The following is a 14,559-nucleotide window of genomic DNA, read 5'->3' on the forward strand; positions in this document are numbered from 1 at the left end:
TATAAGTTACGGAAATAATGGCTAGTAACAGGACTCACGAGTTCTTGCTGTCGTTAATACGATTAGAATGGCACGAGACGGGAGCCTCGCGCCAGCGAGGGGATTTTATTCAAGTCAAAGCTCTGTTCCTGCTAAACAGAACAAACAATAACGAACAAAAAAACAAGGTAAAAATGTTTCAATATGTAGTCACTTTCCTTCGAAATTAATGTTAACGTTGTAATTGACCAGAATATTGGTCGAAACGGGCTATTTTTCGCTCCAATTTCAGTATTCTTCTAAGCCTCTTTTGTTTTTATTCTATAGGTTATTGATAAAATGGAAAACCCGCTAACCCTTTTTACTACCCATCCACGTCAACTGGTGCCAAATACTTTCCAAAGGGCCTCGTTTATGGCGTTTTAACCACCACACACAAATGAAGTACATTACTATACTAAGTACGATGGCAATCAGAAAACTATGGGTGGCCCCTGTGATCTTGTATAGGCCAAAACCAAAGCCGTAATACAAAGTAGCCCCTAAGATGGATTGTAACACATAATTGGAAAGGCTCATACTACCGATCGGGATAAAAGGTTTTAGCCATTTTTGAATCTTTTGGTTCTGGAAAGCCAAATAAAAGGTTGCCACCCAAATACACATAAAGGCCACATTGGTCCACGAGGTTTCAATGACCGTGGCATAGCGTTTTACACCTTCGTCGGTAATAAAATCGGCCATATGCTTTTGAAGGTACCATAGGGGCAAAAAGATTAACGTGGTTATCAAGAGGGTCCGTTTCCAAAAAGCGGTGTTTTTGGCCGAATTTTCGAATAGACCTTTTCTACCGGCCCAAAGGCCCAACATAAACAAGGCCGGGATATGGAAAAAGCGCCCACTCTCGTAACTCCACCACAGCACGGCCTTTTTTCCATTGGTCAAATTACCTACCACGGTATCCCAAAACGAGGGTTCGGTAATATAGGTCCACATCTTTCCGAAATAACCCCATGAGGTAGGATCGCCCAGATTTTCGACCGGATGTCTTATGGCATCTATCAGTTGATAAAAGGCCCAGGGTTGTAGGAATAGGATTGTAGCTAAAATCAGTACGGTACGGTCGCTGAGTTTGGCCACGGGAATCAACACCAACCCGAATACGGCATAAATGGTAAGGATATCGCCCTGATAAAAGGCCGAGTTCAGCATACCAAAAAGCAATAACAACAGTAAACGCCAGGCAAAGCGGGGCCTAAAGTCGGAACCTCTAGCCTCTTGATTGCGCATTTGGATAAAAAAGGTAAGCCCGAAAAGTAGGGCGAACATGGCATAAGATTTTCCCGCGAATAAGAAAAATAAAAACTCCCAAATCATTTTATCGAGCGAGACCAACCATTCGGGCAGGCCTTCGGGTAGGTGGTAGACATCGAAATGCTCTAAGTTGTGCAATAACATTATGGTAACTAGGGCGAACCCGCGTAGGGCATCGACCACCAAGAGTCTTTGGTTTGGGGTATGCATGTGTTTTGGTTTGGTTAGCCTCTACAGGCTCGAAAAACCCTAAGATACGTATCCTTTTCAAGGCAGGCACCAAATATTAGCCAATCGATGTCCCAGTACGAACCATTGGCTTTTCTAGGTGGCCATAGGGCTAAATAATCAACCCGAAAAGAGGGATAAGCTTCCAAACCATGAACTATAAACTTTTCCAAGTACGAGGTACGAAGTGGAAGGTACAAAGTAAAAATTTGTGAATATTCATTAACCTTTCCAAGTACAAAGTATTAAGTAATTAGTACTAAGTTTGTTCGGCTTTCGACTTCATTGTAAACTATAAACCCTTCAAACCATGAGCTATCAACTTTTCTAAATACGAAGTACGAAGTGGGAGGTACGAGGCGAAAACTCGTAAATTTAATAAACTCTTCGAAAATTCTATGGGATTTGAAAGACACCCCCTCAATCCCCCTGAAGGGAGAAGTTAAACCTGTTAGATATTGACTCAAAAGTCATGAGGTATTTCTTCATGCTTGTCAAAAAACTGTCATTCCGAACGAGGTACGAGGAGGAATTCCACAATTTTGGGGTGTAATTGCAGACCATGAACATTTCCAAGTACAAAGTACGAAATGGGAGGTACGAAGTATAAATTCAAGAATATTTATAAACCCTTCGAAAATTCGATTCGATTTGAATGACGCCCCCTCAATCCCCCTGAAGGGAGAAGTTAAACCTGTTAGATATTGACTCAAAAGTCATGAGGTATTTCTTCATGCTTGTCAAAAAACTGTCATTCCGAACGAGGTACGAGGAGGAATTTCACAATTTTGGGGTGTAATTGCAGACCATGAACCTTTCCAAGTACAAAGTACGAAGTGGGAGGTACGAAGTATAAATTCAAGAATATTCATAAACCCTTTAAACCATGAACCATTAACTCTTCAAACCCTCAATCTGACACGAATTTCACGAAATCACACGAACAATAAAGCTATTCCACAGGGTTTCACGGAGTAGACACCGAGTTTCACAGAGGCTTTCATTAACCCATTTCACGATTAAATCAACCCTGTTACAACCATTTTCAAATTAGCACATTTTCCAATTGACCCATTGGTACACTGGTTCATTGATACATCGTTACATTGCATAGGCCTGACACATATTCACATGAATAGTGAGCTTGTTATGCAGAGTTTCACAGAGTAGACACAGAGTTTCACAGAGGCTTTCTTTAACCGATTAAACAAACCTAGCTATGGCCATTTTCAAATCTTCAAATTAACCCATTATCAAATTATTCCACCCCTAGCCAGGCCTTTCTATGTGTTATTTGTGCTGCTGTGGCGTCAGGATCCATACTGATGGAATAGGTAGGATTCTTACCCAATTCCAACTGGGTTTCGCGTGTTTTGCCATGACGCTCGAATTTGAGTTGCAATACATCGCCCGGCTTTTTGGATCCCAGCAGCTTTTCAAAGGTGTTTTCATCGTCCATTGGCTGTCCGTCTACCGCTAAAATACGATCGCCTTTGGCCAGGCCTGCATTGTAGGCCGGCCGATCGATCAGGGTATTATCGGTAATGGCGTTGCCTTCTATATAGCCCCCGAAATAGGCCCGTTCCGAATTCTGTTCCAAAGCAATACCTACCGAAGCGAACAGGCGTTTGTAGTCGGGCATACCGCTTCTGTAGATATATTTTTCAAAGAAAGCAGTGCCAAACTCGTTTCCGGCATAGGCATTTAGGGCATGGTGCAGGTTTTCTATGGTATAGGGTATTTCCTTTTTTCCGTATTGGCCCCAGAGTTTTTTAAAGAAATCGTCGAGGTTTAAATTCTTTTCCCGTAGCGAAAGATCCAAGGCCAGCCCCAAGGCCGCACCATAGGAATAGTAGGAAATAAAAGTATTGCCACGGTTTTGGGGATCCAATGAAGTAGCCGCATCTACGAAAGGCGCCTGATAACTCATTTCGATTGGGTTCGAGAATTTACGGCCGTTGCTATTCCACACATAATTGAAAGTGCCATCGAAAGTACCCACGAATTCCTCGGGCTCCATAATTCCGGCCCGGCATATGATCAAATTGGTATAATACGAGGTGAACCCTTCGGCAAACCAAAGCTCGCCACTCATGTCTACATGGTCAAAATCAAAGGGTTCCAAAGACAAAGGTCTTAGGCGCTCTACATTCCAGGCATGGAAAAACTCATGGCTCACCGTACCTAGGTTTCGGGTAATGCCTCCATCGGCCAAACTGCGTTTGCTGGTCACAATAGTCGAGTTTCTATGCTCCATACCATCCCCGTTCACATGGGGCATATAACAACCCAAAAAGGTATAGCTGCCAAAATCGAAATCGGGCAATTCGCCGAACACTTTTTCTTGTTCGATCACGATCTTTTTTACATTTTCGAAAAACTGGTCGAATTCAGTCTCGGTACCCTCATGGTGGAGGGCGAAACGTATTTCGTGGTCCTTACCATTGGATGGTAGGGTAAAACTACGTACACTATGGTTACTGATCTCGGTTGGGCTATCCATAAAATAGTAGAAATTCGGGGCCCAATAGGTGTTTCCTTTTTGGCGCTTCAATTGGGTGGCAACCTTCCAGCCCAGGTCTTCGCGCAAATCGAACTCGATTTCTATAGGCCTTTCTTTATGATCTGGGGCATACATAAAACTGGCCGGCATATTCAAATGGGCATGGGTCTCATCGATCTGGGAATAGGTGCCATCGGCCCTATTGGCGAAGAGGGTATAACTAATATTAACGGTACCGTCGTGACCACTGATATCCCATTGATACGGATTTGGCCTGAACACGGTCACCGGATTACCCTTACCATCGGTGGCCTTAAAACCATATACGTTTTTGGCAAAGGAATGAAAGGCATAACGGCCCGGCGAACTATTGGGCATACGCACCGAAAAAATGGGGGCCTTAACCTCGGGAAAACTGATTTCTACCTGTCCTTCGTGATGTTGGGCGTTTTCAAAGGAAATTCGATAACTATTGGTTTGGGCCATACCCAATACACCAAAAAAAACAATCAGGGAAAGTGTAAAAAATCGTTTCATGCGTTCGTTTTAAGATAAAGGCAAGATAAGATTAATACCCAAATGACCTCGTAATAGGATAGCTTATGTACAAGGCTTGCTAAGAAAACGGCAGTGCTTGGCTATCTTTGTAAACTGATGGCTTTGTCAGGTAGATACCCCTGAGGTAAAATGGCAAGGGTATCAAAAAACGATTCTTCGCCCATAAATCGATATGCCAATGAAACAGCAAGAATTCCATATTCTCGGTTCTTTTGAGTATGCCGCCGAAGTACAGGTAATCAAGGCCAAATTGGAGTCGGAAGGTATTCCGGTTTTCTTGTTGAACGAAAACACCCTGAACTCCGACCCATTGATCAGTCATGCCATTGGCGGGGTACAGATCCAAGTATATACCAAGGACAAAGATCGTGCCCAAGAAATTTTTGACGAATTGCGCACCTATGCCGTTGACGATAGCGGACAACCCTTGCCTTGCCCCAATTGTAAGCGCCCCCGATTAGAGGCCTACTACCAAAAAGAGAAATGGATCTACCGACTATTTCCGTTTTTTGAGCCTAAAAAATACCGTTGTACCCATTGCCAATTCATCACCAGGGCCACATCGAACTAAGTGTTTTGTGTAGTAAATCCTAAGGTTGTATGCGCTGGTAAATTCGGGCCTTACCCACCGAATCTATAATTCGATACTTGGTTCTCATGGTACTTTCGAGATAATCGATTTCGTTTTTGTAATGGGTCTGCACATAATTATTCTTGGGCATTAAACGTACGTTTTTGGGTCTGCCAGAACGGTGGCGGCGGATGACCAATTCTGGTTGTTTTTCTTCAAAGATATACTGCAGTTCGGCTTGGGAGCTCGTACGCGGACTACCCGAACCCACGATTAATTCTTGCCTAAAAATATTGGTGGGGTGGGTAACGATTTTTGAAGGGGGTTGGGTACCAAGCATCCAATAGCCAATATGGTAATCCATAAAATATACGTTCTTGTTCTCATATCCCTTTTCTTGTATCAAAAAAGGCACATCGACCCCTTCGCCATTGAGCAACCTTCCTTTTTCGGCGTAATTTTTGGCCACAGCCACATACTCCAAATAACTTTCCATGGGCACTAAAAAAAGTAGGTAGGCCAAATATGGGACCCATTTCTTTTTGGGTTGTGGCAATCGCGTCATTAACATCGCCACGACCAGTATCAACAAGGGGTAGATCTGAATCAGGTAATGCCCATTGATCTTACCCACCCGAAAAAAGGAAAAGGTTATTGCCCCTATGGAAACCCAAATTAAACTATGCAACAAGTTGGATTTTTCGAACAATTTTATCCGCCAGGCCCATCCCGCCAAAACACCTAACACCAACCCAAAAGGAAGCACATCTAACACCGAACCTTCTTTAGAGGCCGCATAGCGTAAGGGAGCGCCAAAGACCACATCGTAAAAGGCCGAAAAGGCATCTTGATTATAATAATGTAAGCCAAAAAACAGCAAAGGAACCAAAGCACCCATACCGTAAATAAAACTAAGTAACACCCCCTTCGTTAAGGGGTTTTTATACCAATACAAAAGTAAAGGCCCAAATACCAACATGGCATAACCCAAATTCAATTTAGCCATAAAGGCCATACCCATAGCGATACCTGCCAAGAAAACCAACCCTAACGAGTCCTTACTGGCCAAGAGCCACAAGGCCCCCATAAAAAATACGGTAGCAATATGTTCCGACATCACCCCTTGTACACTGCCAAACAGGCTTAAAAAACAAAGGGTAGCCACACCAGACCAAAATCCCAAAAGTTTAGAATGCAGGCTTTCGCCCAGTTTAAAGGTAAAAAAGGCGGTCAATGCCACCAATACGCAACCAAAAAATCGAATGGCAACAAAACTCTTACCGAAAACTTTGATCACTAAGGTAAAAAACAGGAACACCACTGGGGGCTTTAAGTCCCACAATTCGGTATAGGGTAAGTGACCGTCTACCCAAGATTGGGCCACTAGAATAAAGGTGCTCTCATCTTGATCTACATAATCCCGAAAGAAAAAAGGGAGCCTGATAAAGACCGTAACAAAAAGAAAGAGAACAAATACCAAAGCGGCTTTTAAAGAAAAATCTTTTTGAAACAATTGGGGGAACGGTAAAGACGGCATCAAGAATGGTGGGTAATATTTCCGGTTTTCGCAAGATAAGAAAAATGCCCAACCCCCATAAACATTGGAAAAACCAACCCTTTCTTATAAAACACCAAAACTTATAACCACATGATTACCTACAGATTAGAAGAAGAAAAATACAACCCTATTAGAAACCGTCTTGGTTCCGTTAGGCATAATGCGTTTTTCTAAACAGATTTCAGCTTCCGAACAGGCTTTTGGTTTTCGATAAAGCAGCGGCTATAACCTGATGCATATCATAATACTTGTATTCGGCCAATCGGCCGCCGAAAATTACTTCATCGTTGGCCGCCATAGCTTTGTATTTTTTATACAGGTCCGAATTCTTGGCATTGTTTATCGGATAATAGGGTTCATTACCCGCGGCCGCCTCTAACGGGTACTCCCGAGTAATGACCGTTTTGTTTTGCTTGCCGAACTCAAAATGTTTATGCTCCAACACCCTAGTGTATGGGGTTTCGGCATCGGTATAGTTAACCACAGCATTGCCCTGATAATTGGGTTGGTCTAAGGTTTCATGCTCAAAACGAAGGCTCCTATACTCGAGCTTACCATGGCAATACCCATAAAACTCATCGATTTTCCCCGTAAATACAATGGTATCGGCCATTTGATCCCAATGTGTCTTATCTAGAAAATAATCTACCCCGGTCTTGCACACTACATCTTTTAACAAACCTTCAATTAGCTTGTTATACCCCCCTATGGGTATTCCCTGATAGGTATCGTTAAAGTAGTTATTATCGAAAGTAAAACGTAACGGAAGCCTTTTAATGATAAAGGCCGGTAAATCGACAGCCTTTCTTCCCCACTGTTTTTCGGTATACCCTTTAATCAATTTGTAATAAATATCCTCTCCCACTAGCGATAGTGCCTGTTCTTCAAGGTTTTTAGGGGTTTTTACCTGGTATTTTTTCGTTTGCGAGGCTATAATTTCCTGCGCTTCTTGCGGGCTAGTTACGCCCCATAACTTATAGAACGTATTCATATTAAAGGGCAAGTTGTACAAATCCCCTTTATAATTTGCCAAGGGCGAATTGGTGTACCTATTAAAGGTCACGAAACGGTTTACATAGTCCCAAATGGCCTTATCATTGGTATGGAAAATATGCGCCCCATATTTGTGTACATTAATACCTTCTACAGCTTCACAATAAACATTGCCTCCTAAATGATCACGCTTATCGATTACCAAACATTTCTTTTGATGTTTCTGTGCCTCATGGGCGAAAACGGCACCATATAACCCACTGCCAACAATAAGATAATCAAACGGTTTTTGGTTCTGCATAGTAACTTTCCCTTAAAATTAAATTAGGTGATTCTAGAATAGATTAGTATTTAATAACGGTATATTTGCGCGTAAACAAATCTAGTAGTTCGCAGCGGATGAATCGAGGTCATCTTTATTTTATTTCGAGAAATTATAAATTTTCAAAAAATGCCGCCTCTAAACCCAAGATGGATTGCGAGCAGGTTTTAGCCCAAAACGGATTTACAAATTTAGGATTTAAACAAAGTAACCACCCCAATTCAGCCTGGGGAGCCCTACTGAGCTTTTTTAGTATCACCAAAGGACTTTTGGCCCTCCCGTTTTCGTCTACCTTGTGCATGCAATATCCTTTAAGCAAGTACTTTAACTACAAAATTTCGATAGCCAAACTAAAGCGATGTAAGATTGTTTTGATCGTTCACGATGTAAAATCGTTGATGGGAAAAAACATCGACCCGGCCCAAGAGATGAAACGATTCAATAAGGCCGATGTTCTTGTACTGCATAACCATGCCATGATCGAATGGTTTAAGGCAAATGGTTGTACCACCCCCATGGTACCGCTATACCTTTTCGATTATCTTTTAAGCCCCAACCAATCGTTTTCCGATGTACCGAAAAAATTGGAAAACGAAATCATTTTTGCCGGAGGTCTAGGGATAGAAAAAAGTGCTTTCTTGTACCAACTCGATGATTTGGAAAAATCCGATTACCGGCTTAAACTCTATGGTAATGGCTTTCAAAAGGAAAAAGTTTCCGAAAATTCCATTTTGGAATATCAAGGTGTATTTGCGCCTGATGAGGTATTGGATTATTTAAAAGGAAATTTCGGATTGGTTTGGAACGGTAATGATATTAAAGAATGCGATGGGGCTTTCGGAAAATACATTCAGTACAACAACCCCCATAAAACCTCACTGTATTTATTGGCCGGACTCCCTATTATAATTTGGGATAAGGCGGCCGTAGCCCCCTTGGTAGAAAAAGAGGGGATAGGATTTACCATTTCCTCTTTACACGAACTTCCTGAAAAACTGGCAAAAATAGATGCCACTGCGTATGCGACCATGGTTGCCAAGGTAGATGAAACCCGTAAAAAAATTGCGGATGGCTATTTTCTAAAGGAGGCCGTACAAAAAGCCTTGCACCAATTAGACCAGCGCAAATCTTAGTGGGCATTGCCAATTAATGATTCTAGTCCACTACTCCAATGACGGACTAACAGCAGGCGGAATACCGGAAACACCCCACTGGGTATTGGGTTCAGGCCCCATAAGGAAGCTCAGTGTGCCCCCGGCAACGATTTCTTCATGTGAGATCCAGGTACGATCAAACGTTTTCCCATTTAAGGTAGCCGATTGTATGTACGGATTTCCCTTTCCACCATTCTGGGTGGCAATGGTAAAGGTTTTTCCTTTGGGCAAATCTATACTAACTCGCTCCAATTGCGGACTACCAATGGCATAGACATTACTACCGGGACTCACCGGATAAAAACCCATGGCCGATAGGGCATACCAAGAAGATAGCGATCCCATATCTTCATTACCGGAGAGTCCACCAGGGCCTTTACGGTAAAATTGGTCACATACTTGACGTACCCTAGCCTGGGTTTTCCAGGGTTCACCGGCATAATTGTACAAATAGGCCACATGGTGCGAAGGTTGGTTACCATGTACATACTGCCCTATGGTACCCACCACCCCGACATATTTCGGGGGGCTTATCAGCGGACTCATTTCAAAAAAGGTATCCAATCGGTCGGTAAAGGCTTTATTGCCCCCAAAAAGCTCGATTAAACCAGTCACATCGTGGGGTACAGACCATTGGTACTGCCATGCATTGGATTCGGTATAATGCCTATTGGGCCTGCGGCCCACCAAAAGCGGATCAAAATATTTATAATAACTATGGTCTCCGTTCGAGACAATTTCCTGGGTATTTTCGCCCAAGGCCTCCAACCACTGGCCATTTTGTTTTTTGGGGCGCATAAACTGGGTTTGGGCATCCCATAAATTGCAATAGTTCTGGGCCCGTTCCATAAACAACGTATAGTCATCGGGTTTACCCAAAGCCTTTGCCAATTGTGCGATACACCAATCGTCGTAGGCCATTTCCAAGGTATTCGGTACCGCCTCGGTATGTCTGTCTATAGGTACAAAGCCCAGTTCTAGGTAATCTTTTAAACCAGCACGGGCCGCATGTTCAGGAACGGGGGGTTTGGGCAATTCCAAGGCCTTTTTTCGCATGGCCTCGTACAAAAACCCGATATCGTAATCGCGATAACCTTTTAAATAGGCGTCTACGATTACCGGTACCAAATGATCCCCTACCATGGCCTCGCCATAGACATTTAAAAAATGCTGGGCAGGCAACCACCCATAATTACGCACCTTCGCATCAATGGATCTTATATAATCGTTTACATGTTCCGGCGCCACCAAAGTCATTAGCGGATGCTGGGATCTGTAGGTATCCCAACAAGAGAACGAGCCATAGAAATCATAGTCCTTAGCAGTATGTACCTGCCCATCGGACCCAAAATATTTCCCATCTACGTCTTGGGCAATGTACTGGGCCAAAAGACTACGATAAAGGGCCGTATAAAACAAAACCCGTTGTGTTTGGGTGGCTTTTTCCAAGCGTATTTTCGATAAAGCCTTATGCCAAATATCCCGGGCTTGGGTCTTAATACCATCAAAATCCCAATGGGGAATCTCGGCTTCCAGATTTTTCCGCGCCCCTTCGATACTGGTATACGAGATACCCACTTTAACCAAGACCGATTCATCGGCCTGGGTATGGTACTGCACAAATGCCCCAATATCGCTACCCTTTTCTCCCGATTTGTACGGAAAAGCCCCACCGTCTGATTCAGGCGTACGGTAAGCGGCATCGAAGGTACCGTAGTACAAAAACGGTTTACTGAACTGGGCTACAAAATACACCTTGCCCAAGCCAGCGTCTTTACTGCCTTCTATTTGGTTGTTACCCACAATGCGTAGTTCGGACTGTGCCTCCCCAGGCCCCTCCCCTATTTGATGGCCCAAATCTAGAATAATACGGGCATTTTTCGTTTTTGGGAAAGTGTATTTATGGAACCCGGCCCTTGGGGTCGTGGTCAAAGCCACCTGAACCTTATGGTCTTTCAGATACACCTCGTAACTACCGGGGCTGGCCTGTTCTTGCGCGTGATCGAAGCGGGATCGATACCCGGCATCCGGATCTTGGGCCGTACCCGCTACGATCTGTAAACGCTGGTTCGTAGTGGGCATCAACAATATTTCGCCGCCGTTTACCATACCTACCCCACTCCAATGCGTATGGCTAAAACCGATAATGGAACTGTCGGCATAGGTATAACCCGCACTGTAGGTCCAACCCTGGGTACCCGTATCTGGGCTCAGATGCACCATAGCATTGGGCAAGGAAGCCCCCGGAAAGGTATGGCCGAAAAAATCGGTGCCGATAAAAGGATCTACATCATCTACCGGCGATTGGGATTGCGCCCAAAGTAAGGTTTGAAAAAGAACCGCAAGAGGGAAAAGACGAAAGGAATACTTCATAAAATGGTGGGTTTGGGTGGCGGGTATATTCCTTTACAAAAATAAGATTGTAGGGAAACCGGCCGTCCAAAATATGATGTATTCCGATCAATATATGCGAATTACCGCCTAGTTGGGTTTCTTCTTATACACCTTTACATAATCGAAATAGATATAATCCGGGAAATCGGATTGGGAAAAGTCGCCACCCCAACCGGTAAGCTCGGTACTTAAGATCATGTATTGGGGCCTTTGGGAGACCGCTGTTTCGGTACGCCAGGTTTCCTTACCATCTACATAAAAAATATAGGCGGTGGGTGTCCATTCGAGTCCGAAAGTATGATAGCCGTCTTCTATGCCCTCTTGCTTTACCTCGATACCTTCACTTTTGTGTTCGGGGCCGTACCCGTTCCAATGTAAATTGTGATAAACGATATCGGTGCCTTTATTGGTATGGTATTCGAAAATATCGATTTCGGTCCCATTATTGGCGGTGTCACCATCGGTTTTACCCACTTCGGGCGACTGCAGCCAAAAGGCCGTATGTGGTCCGCGTTGGGTATTCATTTTGGCCCGGCATTCGAAATACCCATAGGTGGTCAGCAGGGTTTTTTGGGTGCCAACATGACCAATAAAATACTGATCACCCTTTTTTAGGGTCGCCAAGACCAAATGCCCTTTTCCATCTAAAAAAACAGCATCGGCACTTACGGTGGCATGATGCCTTTTTGTGCCTTCGCCCCGTATATCCCATTTAGAGGCATCCAAGGATTTCCCCTTAAACTGGTCTTTCCAAAATAAGGCATAGTCTTTTTTGATGTGCTTTGGGGTCTGAGCCTTTGTTGGTAGACCAAACAAAACCAAGGGTACAAAAATCAGGGTGAACTTATAGATCATCGTTCGTAGTTTCCAATAGGTTAATGGTTTCCATGCTATCGTCAGAGCTAAACTCCAAGGTCTCATAAACCCAATCGGCATCGCCGGTCTTGGTACCGATAACCAACACATCGCCAGAACCTTTGGGTCCGCTAATGGGAATACTGAAATGCACGTTTCCATCGCCATTGGTATAATTGATGTTGCCCTTCATCATGGTTCCCATTTCCAAGGGCTCACCCAATAGCTGTATCACCTCATCATTTTCAGAGGCCAATTCCACCGCTGTTTGGTATGGGCCCGACTCTTTTAGCATAGAGGTCAGCCCAAAGAACATACTCCCCACGAAGAAAAAGAACACACAGATTACCACCAAACAACCTCCTGCAGGTACCACCCACGGCCAATTGCGTGCAAACCAACTTTTTTGTCGTCTTTCTTCCATAGGTTTCAATTTAGGTGTTCCTTTTTCTAGGTCGCAAATTATAAAATCGTAGATGAAACCACCCTATCATACGCACTTTTCAGCTTTTTGACCACGATTTCTATTTCGGTTTCCTGCAAATGCCCAAATCCGAAACGGATGGCGCAGGTTTTCTTATCTTGATACAGTATGGTTTTGGGTAAGAAAACATCGAATTTAGAGGCTTCTTCTGCCAGTTTCACCAAAGAAATGGTTGCTTTGAATTGCAACCAAATGGCCAGTCCGCCACTAGGGATTTCCCAACTCAAAATACCCTCAAAATGGTCGGTCAAAGATTGGCATAAGACATCGCGCCGCTGTTTGTAGGTGACCCTGTTTTTTTTGGTCAACCGGAACATTTCACCTTCAGAAATCAGTTCCGACAGCATTTGTTCTTGGATAAGATCACCCTGCCTATCGAGTAACTGTAAATAGTTTTTGGCTTCGGTAATCAAATTATCCGGGGCCACGACGAAGCCGGAATGGAAACTTGGAAACAAAGACTGCCCAATTTTGCCCAAATAAATCACATTCCCGTTAACATCGGCACTGGCCATGGGCAGCATGGCCGAACCATCGAACTGAAAATCGTAATCGTAATCGTCTTCAATAATTGCAAAGCCATAGGTTTTTGCCAATTGTACTAGCTCCAAGCGGCGTTGGGCACTTAGGGTAACCGTGGTCGGATAATCGCGGTTCGCGCAAACATATACCGCGCGTATGCTTCCTTTTACAAAATACTTTTTGATGGCAGATACCTGAAGCCCCTCATCATCCACCGCTATGGTCTTAATATTGGCCCCAACCTGCTGAAAGATCATATTGGCCTTATAGTAACTCCGCTCCCCTACCAGCACCACATCCCCTGGTTTTAACACCAATTGGGAAACGATATACAAACTCATTTCCGTACTACGGGTATTCACCACATTGTTCGGGCGGATGTGAAAGCCCCGTGTGGCATTCAAATAGTTGGAGAGCTGGGTACTAAAAATCGAAGGCGTTGCCGCACTATTTGGATGCCTGGCATATCGTAAGGGCTTACGTTTCATGGCCGCACTATACCATCGGGAGAATTGGTGCACCGGATGCAAGCGTAAATCGGGGGTCCCGTCGTTTAATGCATATTGGGCCATGGAAGCTTGGGCCGTAGGTGCCAAATGAAAAGCTTCTTGAAACGCAAAACCGGCCGTATTCGGATAGGTATACGCCTGATGCAATTGCTGGCCTTTCGCTTTGATCTTGATCTGGGCATCTTCGGGTACCAGAACAAAAGTCCCTTTATTCGGAATAATATCTACCCAGCCTTGCGAGGCCAATTCGTCATAAATGGCCACGGCCGTATTCCTATGGATGCCAAACAGCTGGCTTAAGGCCCGGGTGCCGGGCATCTTACTTCCTTTTTCTAGATAACCGCGCTGAATGGCATTTATAAGTTGTTGTGCCACTTGTATATAAAGCGGTTGCACCTCATTTTTATCAAAAGTGACCAGCTGTTTTAGTATGTCATAAACCGGACTATCCATTCATTTAAAACCGGACTAGTTTAATGGTCCGGAAAGTTACGAATTTTGCCGGGTAAATATTTCAATGTCAGTCTGAGCGCCTAGTCTGCCGACAGGCAGGCAGTCGAAGACAATTAAAAAAGCATCTCGACTACCTTCCTATAAGCCGGTAGGGCGCTCAGA

At 44.0% G+C, this 14,559-nt stretch carries 10 protein-coding genes; 2 read left to right on the forward strand and 8 right to left on the reverse strand.

The genetic code is table 11. The annotated features are described in order from the left end of the window. Positions 1–330: 330 nt before the first annotated feature. Together B7P33_RS05085 and B7P33_RS05090 are read right to left on the reverse strand one after the other, a co-directional pair. Complete coding sequence (locus B7P33_RS05085) at positions 331–1,503, reverse strand: DUF418 domain-containing protein (RefSeq protein WP_097440892.1); 1,173 nt, start codon at positions 1,501–1,503, stop codon at positions 331–333. 1,276 nt (positions 1,504–2,779) lie between these two features. Continuing rightward, positions 2,780–4,561, reverse strand: coding sequence for a M61 family metallopeptidase (locus tag B7P33_RS05090; RefSeq protein WP_097440893.1), 1,782 nt, complete (start codon positions 4,559–4,561; stop codon positions 2,780–2,782). 199 nt (positions 4,562–4,760) lie between these two features. On the opposite strand from B7P33_RS05090, the gene B7P33_RS05095 reads away from it, so the two are divergent. Continuing rightward, entirely contained in the window at positions 4,761–5,153 is a 393-nt protein-coding gene (locus B7P33_RS05095) for a putative signal transducing protein (RefSeq protein WP_097440894.1), read from the forward strand. Between the two features lie 19 nt (positions 5,154–5,172). Here B7P33_RS05095 and B7P33_RS05100 read toward each other — a convergent pair whose 3' ends face one another. Together B7P33_RS05100 and glf are read right to left on the reverse strand one after the other, a co-directional pair. Continuing rightward, complete coding sequence (locus B7P33_RS05100) at positions 5,173–6,690, reverse strand: ArnT family glycosyltransferase (protein WP_097440895.1); 1,518 nt, start codon at positions 6,688–6,690, stop codon at positions 5,173–5,175. Positions 6,691–6,892: 202 nt separating this feature from the next. Beyond that, a complete protein-coding gene (gene glf, locus B7P33_RS05105; RefSeq protein ID WP_097440896.1) occupies positions 6,893–8,005 on the reverse strand; it encodes a UDP-galactopyranose mutase in 1,113 nt (370 codons plus the stop codon). A 419-nt stretch (positions 8,006–8,424) separates the two neighbouring features. Between glf and B7P33_RS05110 the strand changes: the two genes are divergently transcribed. After that, a complete protein-coding gene (locus B7P33_RS05110; RefSeq protein WP_245871661.1) occupies positions 8,425–9,159 on the forward strand; it encodes a hypothetical protein in 735 nt (244 codons plus the stop codon). Positions 9,160–9,189: 30 nt separating this feature from the next. Here the strand turns inward: B7P33_RS05110 and B7P33_RS05115 are convergent, their stop codons facing one another. The 4 genes from B7P33_RS05115 to B7P33_RS05130 all read right to left on the reverse strand — a co-directional run bounded on the left by B7P33_RS05115 (position 9,190) and on the right by B7P33_RS05130 (position 14,397). Next, entirely contained in the window at positions 9,190–11,553 is a 2,364-nt protein-coding gene (locus B7P33_RS05115) for a GH92 family glycosyl hydrolase (protein WP_097440898.1), read from the reverse strand. A gap of 108 nt (positions 11,554–11,661) precedes the next feature. Continuing rightward, complete coding sequence (locus tag B7P33_RS05120; protein WP_172435861.1) at positions 11,662–12,429, reverse strand: glycoside hydrolase family 16 protein; 768 nt, start codon at positions 12,427–12,429, stop codon at positions 11,662–11,664. After that, positions 12,419–12,853: a cytochrome c oxidase assembly factor Coa1 family protein gene (locus B7P33_RS05125; RefSeq protein ID WP_097440900.1), complete on the reverse strand. Its 435-nt coding sequence runs from the start codon at positions 12,851–12,853 to the stop codon at positions 12,419–12,421. The genes B7P33_RS05120 and B7P33_RS05125 overlap by 11 nt, the downstream gene beginning before the upstream one ends. 38 nt (positions 12,854–12,891) lie before the next feature. Then, complete coding sequence (locus B7P33_RS05130) at positions 12,892–14,397, reverse strand: aminotransferase-like domain-containing protein (RefSeq protein ID WP_097440901.1); 1,506 nt, start codon at positions 14,395–14,397, stop codon at positions 12,892–12,894. Positions 14,398–14,559: the final 162 nt, after the last annotated feature.

The organism is Sediminicola luteus (assembly GCF_002514735.1).
Lineage (GTDB): Bacteria > Bacteroidota > Bacteroidia > Flavobacteriales > Flavobacteriaceae > HQA918.

Bases quoted from the DNA above. Each gene is read 5' to 3' on its own strand.
- B7P33_RS05130 (WP_097440901.1), bottom strand. From the start codon at position 14,397: ATGGATAGTCCGGTTTATGACATACTAAAACAGCTGGTCACTTTTGAT.
- B7P33_RS05110 (WP_245871661.1), top strand. From the start codon at position 8,425: ATGGGAAAAAACATCGACCCGGCCCAAGAGATGAAACGATTCAATAAG.
- B7P33_RS05100 (WP_097440895.1), bottom strand. From the start codon at position 6,690: ATGCCGTCTTTACCGTTCCCCCAATTGTTTCAAAAAGATTTTTCTTTA.
- B7P33_RS05125 (WP_097440900.1), bottom strand. From the start codon at position 12,853: ATGGAAGAAAGACGACAAAAAAGTTGGTTTGCACGCAATTGGCCGTGG.
- glf (WP_097440896.1), bottom strand. From the start codon at position 8,005: ATGCAGAACCAAAAACCGTTTGATTATCTTATTGTTGGCAGTGGGTTA.
- B7P33_RS05085 (WP_097440892.1), bottom strand. From the start codon at position 1,503: ATGCATACCCCAAACCAAAGACTCTTGGTGGTCGATGCCCTACGCGGG.
- B7P33_RS05120 (WP_172435861.1), bottom strand. From the start codon at position 12,429: ATGATCTATAAGTTCACCCTGATTTTTGTACCCTTGGTTTTGTTTGGT.
- B7P33_RS05090 (WP_097440893.1), bottom strand. From the start codon at position 4,561: ATGAAACGATTTTTTACACTTTCCCTGATTGTTTTTTTTGGTGTATTG.
- B7P33_RS05115 (WP_097440898.1), bottom strand. From the start codon at position 11,553: ATGAAGTATTCCTTTCGTCTTTTCCCTCTTGCGGTTCTTTTTCAAACC.
- B7P33_RS05095 (WP_097440894.1), top strand. From the start codon at position 4,761: ATGAAACAGCAAGAATTCCATATTCTCGGTTCTTTTGAGTATGCCGCC.